Source organism: Terasakiella sp. (genome assembly GCF_048267425.1).
In the GTDB taxonomy this organism is placed as follows: domain Bacteria; phylum Pseudomonadota; class Alphaproteobacteria; order Rhodospirillales; family Terasakiellaceae; genus Terasakiella.
The window spans coordinates 41,757-61,836 of sequence record NZ_JBLWXN010000010.1; the positions used below are offsets into that span (position 1 = coordinate 41,757).

The 20,080-nt window shown below is 50.1% G+C and carries 17 protein-coding genes; 7 read left to right on the plus strand and 10 right to left on the minus strand.

All coding sequences use genetic code 11. From position 1 onward, the window contains the following. Positions 1 to 68: 68 nt before the first annotated feature. The 3 genes from ACN0VA_RS14755 (at position 69) to folE (ending at position 3,304) form a co-directional block, all read left to right on the plus strand. Complete coding sequence (locus ACN0VA_RS14755; RefSeq protein ID WP_417821891.1) at positions 69 to 1,247, plus strand: pyridoxal-phosphate-dependent aminotransferase family protein; 1,179 nt, start codon at positions 69 to 71, stop codon at positions 1,245 to 1,247. A 59-nt stretch (positions 1,248 to 1,306) separates the two neighbouring features. Further along, positions 1,307 to 2,542: a phosphoglycerate dehydrogenase gene (serA, locus tag ACN0VA_RS14760; RefSeq protein ID WP_417821892.1), complete on the plus strand. Its 1,236-nt coding sequence runs from the start codon at positions 1,307 to 1,309 to the stop codon at positions 2,540 to 2,542. A 132-nt stretch (positions 2,543 to 2,674) separates the two neighbouring features. Continuing rightward, positions 2,675 to 3,304: a GTP cyclohydrolase I FolE gene (folE, locus tag ACN0VA_RS14765; RefSeq protein WP_417821893.1), complete on the plus strand. Its 630-nt coding sequence runs from the start codon at positions 2,675 to 2,677 to the stop codon at positions 3,302 to 3,304. 51 nt (positions 3,305 to 3,355) lie between these two features. On the opposite strand, the gene cobN is transcribed toward folE, so the two are convergent. After that, complete coding sequence (gene cobN, locus ACN0VA_RS14770; protein ID WP_417821894.1) at positions 3,356 to 7,123, minus strand: cobaltochelatase subunit CobN; 3,768 nt, start codon at positions 7,121 to 7,123, stop codon at positions 3,356 to 3,358. Positions 7,124 to 7,185: 62 nt separating this feature from the next. Between cobN and ACN0VA_RS14775 the strand changes: the two genes are divergently transcribed. Beyond that, positions 7,186 to 7,716, plus strand: coding sequence for a GNAT family N-acetyltransferase (locus tag ACN0VA_RS14775; protein WP_417821895.1), 531 nt, complete (start codon positions 7,186 to 7,188; stop codon positions 7,714 to 7,716). 7 nt (positions 7,717 to 7,723) lie between these two features. Here ACN0VA_RS14775 and ACN0VA_RS14780 read toward each other — a convergent pair whose 3' ends face one another. The 5 genes from ACN0VA_RS14780 to ACN0VA_RS14800 form a co-directional block, all read right to left on the minus strand. Continuing rightward, a complete protein-coding gene (locus ACN0VA_RS14780) occupies positions 7,724 to 8,401 on the minus strand; it encodes an FRG domain-containing protein (protein WP_417821896.1) in 678 nt (225 codons plus the stop codon). 9 nt (positions 8,402 to 8,410) lie between these two features. After that, positions 8,411 to 8,647 carry a rubredoxin gene (locus ACN0VA_RS14785; protein WP_417821897.1) on the minus strand — a complete coding sequence of 79 codons (237 nt, stop codon included), beginning with the start codon at positions 8,645 to 8,647 and terminating at the stop codon, positions 8,411 to 8,413. Positions 8,648 to 8,729: 82 nt separating this feature from the next. After that, positions 8,730 to 10,349 carry an ABC transporter ATP-binding protein gene (locus ACN0VA_RS14790; protein WP_417821898.1) on the minus strand — a complete coding sequence of 540 codons (1,620 nt, stop codon included), beginning with the start codon at positions 10,347 to 10,349 and terminating at the stop codon, positions 8,730 to 8,732. After that, entirely contained in the window at positions 10,346 to 11,368 is a 1,023-nt protein-coding gene (locus ACN0VA_RS14795; RefSeq protein ID WP_417821899.1) for an ABC transporter permease, read from the minus strand. The genes ACN0VA_RS14790 and ACN0VA_RS14795 overlap by 4 nt, the downstream gene beginning before the upstream one ends. Before the next feature lie 7 nt (positions 11,369 to 11,375). Next, complete coding sequence (locus ACN0VA_RS14800) at positions 11,376 to 12,473, minus strand: microcin C ABC transporter permease YejB (RefSeq protein WP_417821900.1); 1,098 nt, start codon at positions 12,471 to 12,473, stop codon at positions 11,376 to 11,378. Positions 12,474 to 12,615: 142 nt separating this feature from the next. Between ACN0VA_RS14800 and ACN0VA_RS14805 the strand changes: the two genes are divergently transcribed. Genes ACN0VA_RS14805 through ACN0VA_RS14815 form a run of 3 tightly spaced genes read left to right on the plus strand, consistent with a single transcriptional unit; the run spans position 12,616 to position 15,331 of the window. Then, positions 12,616 to 14,028 (plus strand): AlkA N-terminal domain-containing protein, encoded by a 1,413-nt coding sequence (locus ACN0VA_RS14805; protein WP_417821901.1) that lies wholly within the window; start codon positions 12,616 to 12,618, stop codon positions 14,026 to 14,028. After that, positions 14,010 to 14,537 (plus strand): methylated-DNA--[protein]-cysteine S-methyltransferase, encoded by a 528-nt coding sequence (locus tag ACN0VA_RS14810; RefSeq protein ID WP_417821902.1) that lies wholly within the window; start codon positions 14,010 to 14,012, stop codon positions 14,535 to 14,537. The genes ACN0VA_RS14805 and ACN0VA_RS14810 overlap by 19 nt, the downstream gene beginning before the upstream one ends. Further along, on the plus strand, positions 14,534 to 15,331 hold the full coding sequence (locus tag ACN0VA_RS14815; RefSeq protein WP_417821903.1) for a hypothetical protein: 798 nt from the start codon (positions 14,534 to 14,536) through the stop codon (positions 15,329 to 15,331). Before ACN0VA_RS14810 ends, ACN0VA_RS14815 begins: the two co-directional genes overlap by 4 nt. Before the next feature lie 33 nt (positions 15,332 to 15,364). Here the strand turns inward: ACN0VA_RS14815 and ACN0VA_RS14820 are convergent, their stop codons facing one another. The 4 genes from ACN0VA_RS14820 to sdhA all read right to left on the minus strand — a co-directional run bounded on the left by ACN0VA_RS14820 (position 15,365) and on the right by sdhA (position 20,078). Continuing rightward, positions 15,365 to 15,751: a polymer-forming cytoskeletal protein gene (locus tag ACN0VA_RS14820; RefSeq protein ID WP_417821904.1), complete on the minus strand. Its 387-nt coding sequence runs from the start codon at positions 15,749 to 15,751 to the stop codon at positions 15,365 to 15,367. Between the two features lie 133 nt (positions 15,752 to 15,884). Continuing rightward, positions 15,885 to 17,288 carry a methyl-accepting chemotaxis protein gene (locus ACN0VA_RS14825; protein WP_417821905.1) on the minus strand — a complete coding sequence of 468 codons (1,404 nt, stop codon included), beginning with the start codon at positions 17,286 to 17,288 and terminating at the stop codon, positions 15,885 to 15,887. 205 nt (positions 17,289 to 17,493) lie between these two features. After that, positions 17,494 to 18,273, minus strand: a complete 780-nt coding sequence (locus tag ACN0VA_RS14830; RefSeq protein ID WP_188663796.1) for a succinate dehydrogenase iron-sulfur subunit — start codon at positions 18,271 to 18,273, stop codon at positions 17,494 to 17,496. Positions 18,274 to 18,287: 14 nt separating this feature from the next. After that, the gene (sdhA, locus tag ACN0VA_RS14835) at positions 18,288 to 20,078 is read right to left on the minus strand and encodes a succinate dehydrogenase flavoprotein subunit (RefSeq protein ID WP_417821906.1); all 1,791 of its coding nucleotides are present in this window, start codon (positions 20,076 to 20,078) and stop codon (positions 18,288 to 18,290) included. Positions 20,079 to 20,080: the final 2 nt, after the last annotated feature.

The window sequence follows — 20,080 nt, forward strand, 5'->3', positions numbered from 1 at the left end:
TTCGTCTATTCATGGCGTGAAAATATGCATATGTTGATGCAACTCGATCAGCAGATAGTGAGGCCGCTATGACAATTTCTTCTTTCAATCCGCCGTTACGTACACTAATGGGGCCGGGGCCAAGTGATGTTCACCCACGTGTTCTGGCGGCAATGGCGCGTCCCACGGTCGGGCATTTGGATCCGGCTTTTATTGGCATGATGGACGAAGTTAAAAGCCTGCTGCAATATGCATTTCATACAGATAATGCCCTGACGTTTCCGATTTCTGCACCGGGTTCTGCCGGAATGGAATGTTGTTTTGCTAATTTGGTAGAAGCCGGGGACAAGGTGATTGTCTGTATCAACGGCGTGTTCGGCCTGCGCATGAAAGAAAATGTCGAACGTTGTGGTGGCGTTGCGATTGTGGTCGAAGATGACTGGGGATGCCCGGTTGATGCCCATAAAGTAGAAGATGCACTGAAAGCCAACCCGGATACAAAAATCGTTGCGTTTGTACAGGCGGAAACCTCTACCGGGGTCCATACCGATCCGCTGATTCTGTGTAAGCTTGCAACAAGGTATGGCGCCTTAAGCATTGTGGATGCGGTTACGGCCCTTGCAGGGGTGCCTGTGCTGGTCGATGACTGGGGGGCGGATGCGGTTTATGCGGGCACACAAAAATGTTTGTCCTGTGTTCCGGGCTTGTCGCCCGTGACCTTCAGCGAACGGGCGCTGGATAAAATCCGCAACCGTAGCGCAAAGGTACAAAGCTGGTTCCTTGATTTGAATTTGATTATGGGCTATTGGGGCGAGGGGACAACACGGGCTTATCATCATACGGCCCCGGTCAATGCGCTTTATGCTTTACACGAATCTTTGGTGATGTTGCGGGAAGAAGGTTTGGAAAATGCATGGCATCGTCATGCCAAAATGCATTTGGGCCTGAAAGCCGGACTGGAGGCAATGGGGCTGGAATTTGCAGTCGATGAGATGTACCGTTTGCCACAATTAAATGCGGTTAAAATCCCAGATGGTGTCGATGATGTTGCGTTGCGCAAACAGGCATTGGAACGCTATGGTCTTGAAATCGGGGCTGGATTGGGCGCATTCGCGGGTAAGATATGGCGGATCGGTCTGATGGGGCAAAGTGCAACGCCACGTAATATTTTGCTTTGTTTATCAACGCTGGAAACCTTGCTTTCACAGGCAAATGTGAAGGTTGAAAGCGGAAAAGCAGTTGATGCAGCGCAAAAAATATTGTTTTAACGGGTCAGACCACTTAAAACTTAGCGCCTATATCACCCCCTTGAAACAGGAGAAGTCCGTTGAGCAATCTGTCTTTGGCCAAAGATAAAATTCGTATTTTGTTGTTGGAAGGCGTCCATGAAAATGCCATTCGTGTTTTTGAAAATGCCGGTTACAGCAATATCGAGTTTCACAAAAAAGCTTTGGATGAAGAGGTCCTGAAGGAAAAAATTAAGGACGCTCACATCGTTGGTATTCGTTCGCGCACGCAATTGACTGAGGAAGTTATTGAATGTGCAGAAAAACTGTTTTCGGTGGGGTGTTTCTGTATCGGTACCAATCAGGTTGATCTGCGCAGCACCTTGTCCAAAGGGGTTCCAGTCTTTAACGCCCCTTATTCCAACACCCGTTCTGTGGCGGAACTGGTTTTGGCAGAAGCAATTATGTTGATGCGCGGCATTCCTGCGAAAAATACCAGTTGCCATGAAGGGGGCTGGATCAAATCTGCGACAGGGTCTTTTGAGGTGCGCGGCAAGACATTGGGGATTGTCGGTTACGGCCATATCGGCAGCCAATTGTCCATTTTGGCAGAAGCCCTTGGCTTTAAAGTGATCTATTTTGATATTGTCAACAAGCTTCCCTTGGGGAATGCGGCACCTGTTGAAACACTGGATCAATTGCTGCAAATGTCCGATGTCGTGAGCCTGCATGTGCCCGATACACCGGAAACACGCAACATGATGGGTGCACGCGAATTTGGTGAAATGAAAAAAGGGGCGCATTTCATCAACGCGGCACGCGGTACTGTTGTTGATATTCCGGCTTTGGCAGATGCGTTGAAAAGTGATCATCTCGCCGGGGCGGCCGTTGATGTCTTCCCTGTTGAACCGAAAGGGGCCGATGATGAATTCGTTTCTGAACTGCGTGGCCTGTCCAACGTCATTCTAACGCCGCATATCGGTGGGTCTACACAGGAAGCACAGGCCAATATCGGGACGGAAGTTGCCGAAAAGCTTGTTAAATATTCCGATGATGGCTCCACCTTCGGGGCGGTGAACTTCATGGAAGTTTCCTTGCCTGTAAAAGGGTCCGGTACGCGTTTCATGCATATCCATGAAAATAAACCGGGTGTCATGGCACGTATCGCCGAAATTATGAGCGAACATGGCTTCAATATCACCGGGCAATATCTGCAAACAGATGGTGAGTTTGGTTATGTTGTGGTCGATGTGGACGCTGATATTGTCGAAGGCCAAGGCGTGCGTCAGGCGTTGACCGATATTGCGGGAACCATTCGCTTGCGTTTCTTGCGTTAAAATACAGGATGACGTTCAGTTTAGAACAATACCAAAAAGAATAGTTGATTATTCTTGTCGGGTATTGTAATTCAAATGATAGATTTCACACGATAAGCTCTACAGTGAATGTCCAGATGAAAGGAATGTCTCGTGAGCAACAAACCTGAATTGAACGTCATCGACGCAAAACCCAGCCGGGAAGAAGCCGAAGAAGCGGTTCGCACCTTAATCAAATGGGCGGGGGATGATCCGACCCGTGAAGGTCTGGTCGGTACACCGGACCGTGTGGTGCGTTCCTACGAAGAATTTTTTGCCGGATATGATCAAGACCCGGAAGAGATTCTAAAACGTACGTTTGAAGAAACGGACGGTTATGACGAAATGGTCGTTTTGCGCGACATTCGTTTCGAATCCCATTGCGAACATCACATGGTGCCGATTTTGGGCAAGGCGCATATTGCCTATATGCCGAAAAAACGTGTCGTCGGCATTTCCAAACTCGCCCGTATTATCGAGGTCTATGCAAAACGCCTGCAAATTCAGGAAAAGATGACGGCGCAAGTTGCCAATGTCATTCAGGATGTGCTGGATCCATTGGGCGTGGCAATTGTGATTGAAGCGCAACACCAATGTATGACCACCCGCGGTGTTTATAAGCCGGGGGTGACGATGGTGACCTCGCGGATGTTGGGGGCCTTCAGAAATAACATTGCGACTCGTAAGGAATTTCTGACAATGATCGGTAATCCGGCCAGTGGCCCGGCGGTCAACAGCTTCTAAAAAAGATTAAAAGCCTCGCTTTGCTGAAAAGCGAGGCTTTTTTTTATGGGTCTACGTGTTAAGGCTATCCAGCAAATCACCGATCATAAAGCGTGCGGAATTAGAACGTGGTTTCCACAGGTCACGATCTTGTGCTTCCTGAAAACGTTCCAGCATTTCCTTTAAGGCCGCCGGGTTGTTTGCTTTTAAGAATACAAAAGTGTCTTCATCCATGATGAAGGCCTCAAAAACCGCATCGAAATGATGATCACGCACACATTGGGCCGTCGCTGCAAAAGCGAACATGTAATCCAGCGTCGCCGCCATTTCAAACGCCCCTTTGTAGCCATGACGTTTTACGCCATCAATCCATTTGGGGTTAACGACACGGGCACGCACCACACGGGAAACTTCTTCTTCCAAGGTACGGATGCGCGGGGTTTCGGGGCGGGAATGGTCATTGTGGTAGACGGTTGGGGCTTCGCCGCCCTTGAGCGTACGAATAGCGGCCGTCATGCCACCTTCAAACTGGTAATAATCGTCACTGTCCAGCAGGTCGTGTTCGCGGTTATCCTGATTTTGCACAACGGCTTCGACCTTTGACAGGCGTTCTTCAAACAAACCGTGAGCACTTTTCCCGCCGCTGCCTTGACCATAGGCGTATCCCCCCCATGCGACATAGGCCCGTGCAAGATCGTCGGCTGTATCCCAACCTTTTTCATCGATCAAGGCTTGCAAACCTGCGCCGTAGGCCCCGGGTTTGGAACCAAAAACGCGAAAACCGGATTGCAGGTCGGCGTCTTCTTGGCTGGCACCCTTGGCGATCATATCAGCCTTTTCCTGTTTGACGCGAGCAGCCAACGGGTTGAGGTCTTCAGGTTCATCTTGGGCCGCAACCGCACGTACCGCACTGTCAAATAGGTCAATCAAACCGGGGAAGGCGTCACGGAAAAAACCGGACACCCGCAAGGTCACATCCACGCGGGGCCGACCAAGCACGGTTTGCGGCATGACTTCAAACCCGGTGACACGACGTGAAACCGGGTCCCATTGCGGTTGGACACCCATTAGCGCAAGACCTTGGGCAATATCATCCCCGCCAGTGCGCATGTTGGATGTCCCCCATGCGGTCAGGGCCATTGTGCGCGGCCAATCACCGTGATCCTGCATGTATCGTTCAATCATTAAACTTGCGGATTTCCAGCCCAGCGTCCAGGCGGCTGGTGTAGGTACGGTACGAGTATCGACGGAATAAAAATTCTTTCCGGTCGGCAGGATTTCCGGTCGTCCGCGCGTCGGTGCGCCACTGGGACCAGGCAAAACAAAACGCCCGTCAAGACCCCGCAGAATACCATCGATTTCCGCATCACCACAGGCCATGACTGCGGGGCGCACTGTATCTTCCATATAGGCAAGGACAGCTTGTGTCCGGGGCCATTCGGTTGGGCAGGGCAGGTCATTGCTGATAAGTTGAGAGGCGATGGTTTCCAGCCGTTCAACTGTATCCCCACAGGTGCGCCAATGGTCTGCGCTGTTCAGTATATCGGGTTTTGGTCCTGTCCACGTCGCCGCCATTTCACAATTGAGCGGATCGAAAGCCAGTTCCAGATCATCGGCAATCGCGCGAATGAGGGAGGCATCACGCCCTTCGCCCTTGTCACGCGGCACACGCACAAGCGCGACCAACAAGTCGTTGAGTAAACGATCCGTCGGGCTTTCCCCAAAGATATGCAAACCGTCACGGATTTGCATTTCTTTAAGCTCACATAAATGGTTATCGAGTTTGCCAAGTGCAGTTTCATCGTCATCGTCGCGATCAATGCCACAATCGATATCCAGCCCGGTACTGCGAGACAGAGCGAGGATTTCTTTTTTCAAAACCTTCAGGCGGCGTGGGTCTACACCGGCAGCTTCGTAATATTCATCTACCAGTAATTCTAAATCGCGCAAAGGTCCGTAACTTTCCGCCCGTGTCAAAGGTGGGGTTAAATGATCAATGATGACGGCTTGGGCACGGCGTTTGGCCTGTGTGCCTTCACCGGGATCATTAATGATGAAGGGATAAAGATGCACGCTGGGGCCGAAGACAGCTTCGGGGAAACAATTTTCAGACAAGGCAACGGCTTTGCCGGGCAACCATTCCATATTGCCGTGCTTGCCCATATGAACAATGGCATGACTGCGAAATTCAAAACGTAGCCATGCATAAAAGGCCAGATAGTTATGGGGCGGTACCAGATCGGGGCTGTGATAACTTTCCACCGGATCGATATTGTAACCCCGTGCGGGTTGCAGGCAAACGGCCACATTACCGCAGCGATAAGCCGGAAGCAGGAATTGCCCACAATCCAGTTCACCGGGGCGGAAAAACGGATCTTTTTCAGCCGGACCCCATCGGTCCAGAACCGCCTGTTGAACAGATTGCGGAAGGCTGGAAAAGAAAATTTGATAATCAGATAGGCGCAGCGTTTCGCAAATATCGCGATTGTCGATCTGGGTGAAATCGTTGGTAACGCCTGCTTGCAGACGCGCGATCAGGTCATTGCCGTCTGTCGGGATATCGTCCACGCGGTATCCGTTTTTGGCCATTGCCTTTAAAACATTCAGGGACCCGGCCGGTGTATCCAGTCCGACCCCGTTGCCCATGCGCCCGTCTTTGTTGGGATAGTTGGCAAGGACAAGGGCAATTTTACGCATATTGGCGGGCGTGGTTTTCAGTTTGGCCCAATTTGCCGCAAGTTCTGCCGTAAATGCCAAACGATCCGGCACAGGTTTGTAACTGACTATATCACATTGGGTCAACTCGTCGCGTTGGGCCAGTCCTTTAAACGAAACGGCGCGTGCTAAAATACGACCGTCAACCTCAGGCAAGGCCACGTTCATGGCGATATCGCGTGCACTTAACCCGTGGGTGCCCTCGCGCCAGCTGTCTTCGTTGCTGCCGGCGAAGACGACTTGCAGGACGGCGCAATCAGCGACATCAAAAGGTGTTTTTGTGCGTTTGGCATTGGGTTTGGACAGGGCAAAGCCTGTGCCGTTTAAAATCACCGATGTATGGCTTTGTGCCAGCAGGTCTTCGATCTGTGCACCGGCAATTTCATCTTTTAGACTGGCGGCATAAAGGGGCAGCGGGTTTAATCCTTGGGCTTGCAAGGCCTCAATCAAACCATCAATAACGGCTGTATTGCCAGCCTGCATCAGGGCGCGATAAAAAGTAATGGCGGCAACGGGTCGCCCGTCTGTCCAATGATTGTTGCGCAGGTCGTTGAGGCTGAGGGTACTCTGGCCGGGCCAATAGATCCCGGCACGCAATAACGGGGCGGGTTCGGCCCAGTCACGGCTTAGTCCCAACAGGTGATGGCTGAAATTTAAAAACTCAACCGCGTTTTCAATGCCGCCGTGGACGCAATATTGCCACAGGCGGTGCGTGTTTTCTTGATCCAGTGTGGACAAGTTGGCCAATTCCGCATCCGGTTGGTCATCACCGGGTAACAAGGCCAACGGGATGTTTTTTTCTGCACAGATGCGCGTGATTTCATCCACGCCATATTCCCAATAACTTTTGCCGCCCAACAAGCGTACGATGACCAGTTTGGCATGTTGGATGATATCATCCACATACAAATCCACCGACATATTGTGCCCCATATGCAGCAAGGACGCGAGGCGCAGGCTGGGAATACTGTTGTCGTGGTCATGCAAGCGGTTTTGTGCCAACGCCAAACAGGCGAGTTCGGTGTCAGCCGCCGATAGAACGACAATGTCGCCCGGTGTCTGTCCCAGATCAATCGCTTCGGACCCGTCAGAGACAGCGCCCGGTGTGGCGGCCAAAAGATGCATTTTTTACTTCCATTCCTTAACAATCCCTGTCTTATAGAACAGACCTTATAGGAAGACAAATTATGATCAGAATTACGACGCAAAAAGACATGCCTGCGGTGCTGGATATTCATCGCCTCGCCTTTGAGGAAGAGGACGAAGCAATCCTTGTGGAAAATCTGCTAGATGATGAAACAGCACATCCGCTTTTATCCTTGATAATGGAAGAGGACGAGGAGATTCTGGGGCATATTTTGTTTACCAAGGCGTGCGTGGAGGCAAGCGACGTTTCCGCCATGTTGCTGGCCCCCTTGGCGGTGCACCCGGATCGCCAATATAAAGGGATTGGCCAACGTTTGATGAAAGAAGGTTTTCGCCAGCTTGCAGGTATGGGGGTGGAACTGGTTTTTGTGTTGGGGGATCCGGCGTATTATCCGCGTGTGGGCTTTGTGACAGATGCGGGCGGCCAAGGGTTTGCAACGCCGCAGCCCATCCCATCGCAATATCGTGAAGCTTGGATGGTGAAAGATTTAAATGGCGGTGCGATTGATCGTTATCGCGGGCAAATCTGTGTTGCTGATCAAATCAGTGCGCGGGAATATTGGAGCGATTGAGCCGGTATCATTCTTCAAATTCATGTAAAATGGCGGCTTGCCAATTCATGAAATCAGACAGGCCATCCAGACCGGGGAACAAGGTCATCATGTTGATGCCGTAATTGTTCAAGTCTTTGGATAGACGTTGTTTGATCTGTTTGGGGATGATGTATTGATGCAACTCCCCATCTTTTTCATTTAATTTTTTATCCGGCTTGCCATGAACGGTGAAAACGCCGCGTTGCTGCACGATGCGTTCAGAAAAAGAATGTGGGGTAAAATAACCCGTCTTGTCCACTTTTAGCGGGTGAGGGGATTCATCCTGCACATAATGATGTTTGGGTTTGAAGACATAAACCACACCATCGGTGTCATATTGTCCATGTACGGCAAAGAACAGGGCCACCAGTGGATTGCGGGTCCAATCCAGCAATCGGGTCGCTAATCCGTGATGCTGGGCAAGGGCAAGGTAGTCCCAGTCATCAATATTGTCGCGGGAAAAATAGGCCACGGCCTGACGTTTCCATGCGCGGAAAAAAGCACGTTCGTATTTTAATGCATGTTTATATTTTTTGCGCCCGATCTTAGGGATCAAGGGCCAGTCGGCCTCGCATTGTCCACGAAACATCCAGCGTTCAAACCATTGGTATTGTGACAGGGCGTCGTGATAATCCCCGAAGCTTGCAACCTGAATTTCGCGCATTTCAAAGGATCAGGATAGGGGGTATTTATTGGTTTTGCGAAAGGCTTTTTTCTTGGCACCGCAAGAAGGGCATTTCCATTTTTTGCCCAGTTCTTCAAAGGCGATCCCATCCATTTGGGCCGGATCGTAAACGTATTTCGAACAACTGCAAATCCAACGTTGTGGCTCAAACGCCTTGATGGCGCCAAACCCTGCCATTGGCATCATGGCAACAGTCTTTTGAATATTTCCGCGATATAACCACATATGAACCTCCCGTTTTTTAATTTTGAGAGTCGCAAAATACGCGCTTTCAAAGACTCTTTTATGAAGGGAATATGATTTTCGTTTAGAGGGAAACCACACCGTTTTCATCGGCCTTGTTTTCAAGGGCTGCCGCCATCAAGGCCTTGGTATAAGACGTTTGTGGTGCATCGAAAATATCGTCGCGCAAACCTTGTTCGACGACTTGACCGTTTTGCATGACAAGGACTTTATGGCTCATGGCACGCACAACTTTTAAATCATGGCTGATAAAGATATAAGCCAGATTATATTTGGCTTGCAGGTCGCGTAACAATTCGACAATTTGTGCTTGAACTGACATATCCAGTGCGCTGGTGGGTTCATCCAGAATGATCAGGCGTGGACGCAAGACGATGGCGCGGGCAATGGCGATACGCTGGCGTTGCCCCCCGCTGAATTCATGGGGGTAACGGTCTTGTGCACTGCGTTTCAGGCCGACTTCTTCCAGCACATCCCCGACGAGTTCACGGCGTTCTGAACGGGTGCCGCCTAATCCGTGAACAAGCAGGCCTTCTTCGACAATTTGCTGGACGCTCATGCGCGGGGACATGGACCCGAACGGGTCCTGAAAAACCATTTGCATTTCCTTGCGTAAGGGCCGTAGGTCTTTCGCCGGTAGGGTTTGTAGGTTTTGATTATCAAAGATCAAGGTGCCATCGCTGTCTTCAAGGCGCAAAATGGCACGGCCCAATGTCGATTTGCCGGATCCTGATTCCCCGACAACGCCAAGCGTTTCACCTTGTCGAACCGTAAGCGTGATACCGTCGACGGCTTTCACATGATCAACGGTGCGTTTGATGATGCCGCGTTTGATGGGATACCAGACCTTGAAATCTTCAACGCGTAAAATTTCTTTATCATTAATGGTATCCGCCGGTTTGCCTGTCGGTTCAGCTGCCAGAAGTTTCTGGGTGTACGGGTGTGTGGGGGCGTCGAAAATTTGGCGACAATCGCCACTTTCAACGATTTCACCGTCATTCATCACACAGACCCGATCAGCGACATGGCGCACGATGCCAAGATCATGGGTGATCATTAAAATGGCCATGCCCAGTTTTGTCTGCAATTCTTTGAGAAGTTTTAAAATTTGTGCCTGAACGGTGACATCAAGGGCGGTTGTCGGTTCATCTGCAATCAGAATGTCAGGCTCGTTCGCCAAGGCCATCGCGATCATAATGCGTTGTTGTTGCCCACCGCTGAATTGATGGGGCAGGGCCTTGAGGCGGTCTTCGCTGGTGGCATTTTCCAGACCGACGAGTTTTAGCAGTTCAATGACTCGGGCGCGTGCTTGGCGCTTGGTCATCATTTTATGGACAAAGAGAACTTCGGAAATCTGGCGTTCAATGGAATGCAGCGGATTAAGCGAGGTCAAGGGTTCCTGAAAAATCATGGCAATACGGTTGCCGCGAATGCCGCGAATGATGTGTTCTTTGCAGCCTAGTAATTCCTCACCATTCAGTTTGATTGACCCCTTTGGATGGTGGGCGCGGGGATATGGCAGCAGTTGCAGAATGGATAAGGCGCTGACGGATTTACCGGACCCAGACTCCCCAACCAAAGCCAGCGTTTCCCCTTTTTCCAGATGGAAGGAAACACCGCGCACCGCCGCATCTTCGCCAAAGCAAACATGCAGGTCTTTAATGTCGAGTAAAGGGGCGCTCATTGAAATGTCTTCCTTGGGTCAAAGGCATCTCGCACAGCCTCGCCAATAAAAATCAGCAAAGACAGCATGAGGGAGAGAACGAAAAACGCACTTAGTCCCAGCCACGGGGCTTGCAGGTTGTTCTTGCCCTGATTTAGCAACTCCCCCAACGAGGCGCTGCCCGGGGGCAGACCAAACCCAAGGAAATCCAACGCGGTCAGGGTTGTAATGGACCCGTTCAGAATGAAGGGTAAAAAGGTAAAGGTCGCGACCATCGCATTGGGAAGCACGTGGCGGATAATGATGGTGTGGTCGCTGACGCCCAAGGCTTTGGCTGCGCGGACAAAATCAAAATTACGCGCGCGCAGAAATTCGGCACGTACCAGCGAGACAAGCGCAATCCATGAAAACAGCAGCATAATCCCCAATAGCCACCAGACGTTTGGTTCAACAAAACTGGCAAGGATGATCAACAGGTACAGAGTTGGCAGGCCGGACCAAATTTCGATCACCCGTTGGCCGATCAGATCAATAAGGCCTGCGAAATATCCTTGAATGGCCCCGGCGGCAATGCCGATGATGGAACTGAGGATGGTTAAGCCCAACCCAAACAGAACCGAAATCCGAAATCCGTAAATAATCCGCGCCACGACATCGCGTCCCTGATCATCCGTACCCAACCAGTTGTCCGCACTGGGTGGGGCAGGGGTGGGCACGGTCAGGGCATAGTTGATACTGTCGTAACTGTAGCGCACCACCGGCCAGATAATCCATCCCCCGGTATCTGTGATCAGGGCTTGAACTTCGGGGTCCCGGTATTCGGCCTCGGTTTCAAAAAAGCCGCCGAATGTGGTTTCTGGATATTCTTTCAAGAATGGGGTGTAAAGCTCCCCTTCGTAGGAAATCAAAAGCGGCTTATCGTTGGCAATCAGTTCGGCAAACAGGGAAAAGACAAAGAGGAACAGAAAAATCCACAGGGACCAATAACCCCGTTTGTTGGTTTTGAAATTCTGCCAGCGGCGTTGGTTGATCGGGCTCATAATCTTGTTACCTCGCCTCGAAATCAACGCGGGGATCAACGACGTGATATAGGATATCCCCGATCAGGTTCAGCACCAGCCCAACCAATGTGAAGAAGTAAAGTGTACCGAATACCACCGGATAATCGCGGTTAATGGCGGCCTCAAATCCCAACAGGCCAAGCCCATCAAGGGAGAAAATAATTTCGGTCAGCAGGGATCCGGTAAAAAACACCCCGATAAAAGTTGCTGGAAAACCCGCAATGACAATCAGCATGGCATTGCGAAACACATGTTTATAAAGAACACGGTTCTCTGTTAAGCCTTTGGCACGGGCGGTGACGACGTATTGCTTGTTAATCTCTTCCAGAAAGGAATTCTTGGTCAACATGGTGAGACTTGCAAATCCGCCAACCACCATAGAAAGGACGGGCAGAGCAATATGCCAGAAATAATCTGTGATTTGTCGCCATGTGGACAATTCTGCCCAATTATCCGACGTCAGGCCGCGAATGGGGAACCAGTCGAGATAGCGCCCACCGGCAAAGACCACCATCAGGAAAATCGCAAAGAGAAAGCTGGGAATTGCATTGCCCAGAATAACAGCTCCGCTGGTCCAGATATCGAAACGCGATCCATCGCGCACGGCCTTTTTAATGCCTAAGGGAATAGAAATCAGATAAATCAGCAGGGTTGACCAGATCCCCAACGAGATGGAGACCGGCATTTTTTGCAAGACCAGATCGACGACGCTTTGGTCGCTGTAAAAACTGTTGCCGAAATCAAAACGGACATAGTTGCCAAGCATCTGTAAAAAACGTTCATGGGCGGGTTTGTCAAAACCGAATTGTTTTTCTAGTTGGGCAATTAATTCCGGTGGAACTCCCTGCGCACCACGATATTGGCTGTCACCGTTGGCACCGATATTGGGGGCGCCCCCTTTGATCTCGCCACTGCCGGTACCGGACACTCGTGCGGTGGCATCGACCGCTTCGCCTTGAATTTGCGCCAGCATTTGTTCGACCGGTCCGCCGGGGGCGGCCTGAATGATGACGAAGTTCAACACCATAATGCCGAAGAGTGTCGGAACGATCAGCAATAAGCGTCGAATGATATAGGCAAGCATGAGCGAATGGAGCCTCGTTTCGGTTTATTTTCTTATTTGTATGGGAACGTTTAAGTCGGGGCAAGCCCAACCTTGTCCTTGAGGAAAACATTAATGTCCGAAAATGGCGAGTTTTTGGCAAATGATCGTGTAAACTACATTTATGAAACTTGAACATGACATATGCTATCAGGCGCTAAAAAGCCGTGATGCCCGATTTGACGGCCGATTTTTTACCGGGGTTTCCTCTACGGGAATTTTCTGTCGTCCGGTCTGCCCGGCTTCGACGCCCAAGCCTGAAAATTGTACGTTTTTTGCTTCTGCCAGTGCGGCCCTTCAAGCCGGTTTTCGCCCTTGTCTACGTTGTCGCCCCGAAAGTGCCCCGGCAAGTCCGGCGTGGATCGGGACCGAAGCGACCGTAAAACGGGCCTTGAGCCTGATTGAAGACGGGGCACTGGATGAAGGACAATCCTTGGAGAGCCTATGCAATCGTTTGGGGGTTGGGGAACGTCATTTACGCCGACTATTCCAGACACATTTGGGGGCCTCGCCCAAGCAGATTGCCCTGACGCGGCGCTTGATGTTTGCTAAAAAACTGTTGGCACAAACCGATGCGTCCGTGATGGATATTGCGCTGGCAGCCGGGTTCAACAGTTTACGCCGTTTTAACGATGCTTATAAAAAGACCTTTGGTTTTGCGCCTTCCTTTGAACGCAAGAAAAGTAAGGAAAATGAAAAGGCAAATCCGTGTGACTCTTTCACCCTTCATTTCAATTATCGCCCTCCCTTTGATTGGGCGGGGTTGCTTGCCTTTTTTGAAAGCCGTGCGATTGATGCGGTTGAACAGGTGACAGAAAATGGCTATCAGCGACGCATTGCGATGGCGGAGCAGATTGCAACGGTGCGCATCACGCATGATGATCAACGCAACCGGCTGAAAGCTCATATCAGTGGTGTAGATGTCCAGCATTTACGGCCTTTATCGCAAAAAATCCGACGTGTGTTTGATCTGGATGCAGACCCCGCAATTATCAATGCAGACTTATCACGCCAAAAGGTGTTGCGTGATTTAGTGAGGACAACGCCGGGGTTGCGTGTGCCCGGTGCGTGGGATGGGTTTGAGATTGCCGTGCGTGCTGTCATAGGACAACAAATCAGTGTCAAAGGGGCACGCACGATTTGCAATCGGGTTGTGGAACGGGTGGGGAAAACAGTGTTCCCCACACCATCGGATATAGAAAATACCGATCTGGATGGGTTGGGGCTGACCGGGCGACGGATTACCACCTTGAAAAAACTAGCAGCCAGTTGGTCTGCACTGGATTGTACAAATGGGGTGGAAAAATTGCTAAAGGACCTCTGTGATCTACCCGGCATTGGTCCGTGGACGGCCCATTACATTGTTATGCGGGCTTTCGGGGAACCTGATATTTATCCGGTTGCCGATCTCGGTCTGGTTCGGGCTTTGGAAAAACTGGATCAACCTGCCGGGAAAAAGGATATGGAACAGTTTTTTGACAATCTGCGGCCTTGGCGGGCCTATGGTGCGCTGCATTTATGGAAGGTTCTGACATGACGGTTCTTTATGGTGATCAATTTGACAGTCCCTGTGGTGAGATTTCCATTGTTTTTGATGAAATGGATCGCTTGTATCATTTGGATTTTCCGGATCAGGGGGATCGTCAGCAGAAATTGTTAACAAAACGATTTGGGACTGTTGAGTTAAAGCAAGCCAGATCCGATGTTATCCGTTTTGCATTCGAAGCTTATTTTGTCGGTGAATATGATGCTTTGCGCAAAATTTCTTGTGTGCAGGGTGGAACAGATTTTCAGCGTCAGGTCTGGGATAAACTCTGTGAAATTCCCACGGGTGAAACCTGGAGCTATCGCCAATTGGCAATTGAGATCGGTAATGAAAAGGCTGTGCGCGCAGTGGCTCGTGCAAATGCATTGAACCCGCTTTCCATTATTTATCCCTGTCATCGGGTGATCGGCTCTGATGGCAGCTTGACAGGATATGCAGGTGGGTTGAGCAGAAAAGAATGGCTGTTGCAACATGAAGGCGCTATTCTCGCGGCCTTATGACATTAATTCTAATTAAAACCTTTGTAACGATTTCTATCGTTTTGGGATTATCCATCGTGGCGGAGCGGGTCAGCCCGCGCTGGGCTGGGTTGTTGGGCGGATATCCATTGGGAACCGCGATTGTTCTTATTTTCATCGGTTATGAAGAAGGCACGGTTTTTGCGGCAAATAGTGCCATTCATACCTTGGCAGGTTTAACCGCAAACTTATGCGTTTTTGCGGCCTATGGTTTGATTTTGACGTTGCGACCCAATAGCGGATTTGTTTTGCCGACGTTCTGTGCGGTGGCGGCGTTTTTGGCCGTGGGGATCCCTTTAAGTTGGGTCGATTTCACCTTACCGATTGCCTTGGGTTTTATTACTATTGTTGTGATCTTATGCATTTTTATGTTTCGCCATTTTGCGGAAATGAAAATTACGAAAGCGGTCAGACTAAGTTTCTGGGTAACGGCCATTCGTGCGGCGACGGCGTGCTTTGTTGTGCTTTCCATTACGGGTTTGGCTCATTCCCTTGGCCCTGAGATGGCTGGTGTACTTGCGGGGTTTCCGTCAACGGTTTTACCGATGATTGTTATTGTCCATTTTACGTATGGTCCGGCTCCGGTTCTAACCGTTATTAAACATTTTCCCAGTGGTTTAGGGGCGATGATCACTTTTGGTGTGGTTTATGCGTTGTACCTTGTCGATCTGGGATTAGGGTTTGGGACTCTCGTATCCTTTGGGGCAGCCACGATCTATTTGCTGGGATTTTCCCTCATACAAGAAAAAATGCGCCGGACAAAATCCAGCGCATAAGAAATATTTCGAAAGTCGGCCTTAAATCAGCGATTAGGCAGCTAAGGTTAAACCGTGTAAGACTTCTTCAATCGGTTGGCGTTCCTGCCAAAGCTTCAGAAGCGGGCGCGGCGTGAGTTTGGCAGCAACATCGGCATGCGGTGCGACAGAGAGTTGTTCGTAAGAGAGCTCACCTTCTACATGTGCGCCTTTTTCAACGATCACACGACGTGCGTGGATAGAACCTTTGACGTGACCGAGGATGCGAACGGTTTCTGCAATAACATTCCCTGTTAAAGTGGCTCTGCGCCCAATCACAAGGGTATCAACTTCGATGGACCCTTCGACATTCCCGCGTAGATCCAAAGAACCTTGACCGATCAAATCCCCTTGAATAAGGCGGTTACGTTTCACAATGGCTTTTTTAGGTTTTAGAAACATGTGACAGACTTTCTGATAAATTTCGTATCTGTAGCCAGTATGTCGTAAAGGTGTAAACAACCGATTAACAGACGCCTAAAATGGGCTGTACAATGACGCGCCCATTTTAGGTTGATATTTCTATAAAACGTAATTACTGGTTTTGTCCGACAAATGCAATAAGCTCGTCCAAGTATTTCTGGACTAGGCGCGATGGTTCTTCGACTTGTTCAACCAGCGAGATTGCTTCATCCAGTTTATGGTCGTTATAGGCCCGCGCCGCAGCAATCCCCAAGGCATGAACTTGTTCGTGTGGCCCGTCAATAGCTGTGAAGGCCGGGTGCGCTTTCACTGCATCGTCCTGATCGCCAAAGTACCATTTGCCCAGACGACAATGTTGATGATCAGATAACTCGTTCGGGTCCAGTTTGGCACGACCAACCAGCATATCGGCCAGTTTTTTGCGCCAGATCATATGATCAGCCTTGGCCCGGATGAGATCGCGGGACGGGAAGTCGTGACGCATCAAGGCTTCCATTTGATCTCCAATCAATCTTTCGGTTTCATCCATTTCATCAAGAACGGTAGAATTGGCTCTCAGGTTTTCAGATGACATATCTGAAATGGTTGTCGCATGCGCTGAGGTTTCCTGTGTTACCCCTTGTTGTTGTTGCAAAACAGAGGCAATTTCCTGCATGTCGGACGTGACGCGTGTAACGCCGCGATCAATTTCTTCCATACTTTTCAGCGTGGATGTGATGATTTGTTGACCGTTTTCGACTGCCTCGGCTCCTTCGGACATGGATTTGGTGATGCTTTCCATTTCATTGCGCAGAAGTTCGATGCGATCATTGATATCGCTGGTGGCGCGTTCCGTTTGATTGGCAAGGTTTTTGACTTCGGATGCGACAACGGCAAAACCTTTGCCGGCTTCACCCGCGCGTGCAGCTTCGATTGTGGCATTAAGGGCTAGCAGGTTTGTCTGGCTGGCGATATTGTTAATCAAGCCGACAACTTCACCGATTTTGCTTGAGGCATCAGCCAGATCTTGTAATTTCTCGACAGCTTCTGTCACGGAATAAGAGATCGTATTGATGGCATCAATGGCTTCTTGTGAGCCTTGCATGCTTTGCTGCACAATTTCCTGAAGATGGTTGGCTTCATCGGAACTGTTATGTGTGTTTTCTGAAATTTCGTGAATAGATGCGGACATTTCTTCCATTGCCGAGGCTAAAGACTGGGCAATATGATTGAGTTGGCCAAGGCTGCGGGCAGAATGGGCAACAGAAATAACAGTTGAGTTATTGGAAATGGACAGACCAACGGAACGCGATAAATTCACCTCAGCGCGGCGTTCGTTTTCTTGCGCTAAAACTTTAAGCTTATTTGTAAGCTCGTCTTTGCCTTCCGGTACATCTTTGTAGTTCCGTTCCAGAATGGCTTCCACCTGCTGCATTGCCAATGAAAATTCGCAATGTTCTACCTGCGCAGTGGTCTCAGATGTCTGTGCCTCGACCTCGATATCTCGACTGTCGGTTTTCTTTGTGAAAAATGACATGTTGGATCCCCCCTTTTGTTTGTTTGTGCGGAAAGTCTCATAAATATAAGATTTATGCAATGAATCCCTTTGCTTTAAGTGGTTATACTTAGCGATAAAATGGTTATTATTATATTTATAAATGTGCGTAAAAGGCGAAACTGGGCATAAAAAAAGGCCGATGAAGGAAACCCTCATCGGCCTTTTTGAAATTTGCATCAATGCCTTATTGGCGTTCGAATTGCAATTTTTTGATTTCTGCAATCGCCTTACCCGGGTTCAAACCTTTCGGGCAAGTGTTGGTGCAGTTCATGATCGTGTGACAACGATAAACTTTAAATGGATCATTCAGATCATCCAAACGTTTACCGGTTGCTTCGTCACGGCTATCTGCGATCCAACGGTAGGCTTGCAGAAGAACAGCCGGGCCGAGGTAACGATCACCGTTCCACCAATAACTCGGGCAGGAGGTCTGACAAGAGAAGCACAAAATGCATTCCCACAAACCGTCCAGCTTTTCACGTTCTTCAATTGATTGCAGACGTTCCTGATTGGCAGGGGCCGGTGTGTCGGCTTGCATCCAAGGTTCGACAGAACGCAACTGAGCGTAAGGCATGTTCAGATCCGGTACCAAGTCTTTGATGACCGGCATGTGCGGCAACGGATAAATCGCACAATCGCCTTTCACATCGGCAATCGGTTTCAAACACGCCAGTGTGTTTGTCCCATCAATGTTCATTGCACAGGATCCGCAGATCCCTTCGCGACAAGAACGGCGGAATGTCAGCGTTGTATCAATTTCATTTTTGATTTTGATCAGCGCATCCAAAATCATCGGGCCGCAATCATCGAGATCAATCTCGAACGTATCCAGACGCGGGTTTTCACCTGAATCAGGATCGTAGCGATAGATTTTGAACTTCTTAACGTTCTTTGCCCCGGCAGGAGCTTTGAAGGTTTTGCCTTCTTTAACCACCGAATTGGCGGGTAGAGAAAATTCAGCCATTTTCCAAGCTCCCCTTAGTAAACACGTTCTTTAGGTACGATATATTCGACTTCGTCCGTTAATGTCCATGTGTGGACCGGACGGTAGTCGAGCTCAATGGAGCCGTCTTCCTTGACGTAAGCCAATGTGTGCTTCATCCATTCTTCATCGTCACGGTTCGGGAAGTCTTCGTGGGCATGTGCCCCACGTGATTCCTTACGCGCATCGGCTGAAACAATGGTTGCTTTCGCACAGGCCATCAGGTTTTCAAGCTCAAGCGTTTCCACAAGGTCGGAGTTCCAAACCATAGAACGGTCGGTGACCTTCAGGCTTTCCATCTTTTTGGATGTTTCAAACAGTTTCTCAACACCCTCAGCCAGAACTTCTGAAGTCCGGAAGACTGCCGCGTGACCTTGCATGACTTTTTGCATTTCAAGGCGAACGTCAGCTGTTTTATGCTCCCCGTTTGCATTGCGCAGGCCATCAAAACGTTTGATGATGTTGTCTGTCACGTCTTCCGACAGTGCTTTGTGCGGTTGGCCAGCTTTCATCGTTTCAGAACAACGCAGCGCAGCAGCGCGACCGAAGACAACGATATCCAGCAGGGAGTTCGTACCCAGACGGTTGGCCCCGTGTACGGACGCGGATGCACATTCACCGATTGCCATCAAACCTTCGCAGACCGCATCCGGGTCGTCTTTGGTCGGACGGATAACTTCGCCGTGATAGTTGGTCGGAATACCGCCCATGTTGTAGTGAACGGTCGGCAGAACCGGGATCGGTTCTTTGGTTGCGTCCACACCGGCAAAGATTTTCGCTGTTTCGGTAATGCCCGGAAGGCGTTTCCACAGTTCTTCCGCCGGGAGGTGTTCCAGATGGAGATAAATATGGTCGTTTTCTTTACCAACACCGCGGCCTTCACGAATTTCCATTGCCATAGAACGTGAAACAACGTCACGTGAGGCAAGGTCTTTCGCTGTTGGTGCGTAGTTCGGCATGAAACGCTCACCTTCAGAGTTGGTGAGGTAACCACCTTCGCCACGCGCGCCTTCGGTGATCAAACAGCCGGAGCCATAGATACCCGTCGGGTGGAATTGTACGAATTCGTGATCTTGCAGCGGAATGCCGGCACGTGCGGCCATACCGTTACCGTCACCTGTGCAGGTGTGGGCAGATGTACAAGAGAAGAACGCACGACCATAACCGCCTGTCGCCAACACAACTTTGTGGGCGCGGAAACGGTGCAGTTTGCCTGTATCCAGATCCCAAGCAAGCAAGCCACGGCAGGTGCCGTCTTCGTCCATCAACAGGTCGATACCGATATATTCAACAAAGAATGTGGCATCGTGTTTCAGACACTGGGAATAAAGTGTGTGCAAAATGGCGTGACCTGTACGGTCAGCTGCGGCACAAGCACGTTGAACCGGCGCTTCGCCGTAGTTGGACATATGTCCACCGAACGGGCGCTGGTAGATTTTACCTTCTTCGGTACGTGAGAACGGCACACCAAAATGTTCCAGTTCCTGTACAGCCGGAATGGCGTTGCGACACATATATTCAATCGCGTCTTGGTCACCAAGCCAGTCGGAGCCCTTGACGGTATCGTACATATGCCATTGCCATTTGTCCTCTGCCATGTTGCCCAGTGCAGCGCCAACGCCACCTTGAGCCGCCACAGTGTGAGAACGTGTCGGGAAAACTTTAGTTACACAAGCCGTTTTCAGGCCTGTAGCTGCCATACCGAGCGTCGCGCGCAAACCTGCACCACCGGCACCCAGTACGACCACGTCATATTCGTGTTCGATAATTTCGTAGGCATGAGCCATGG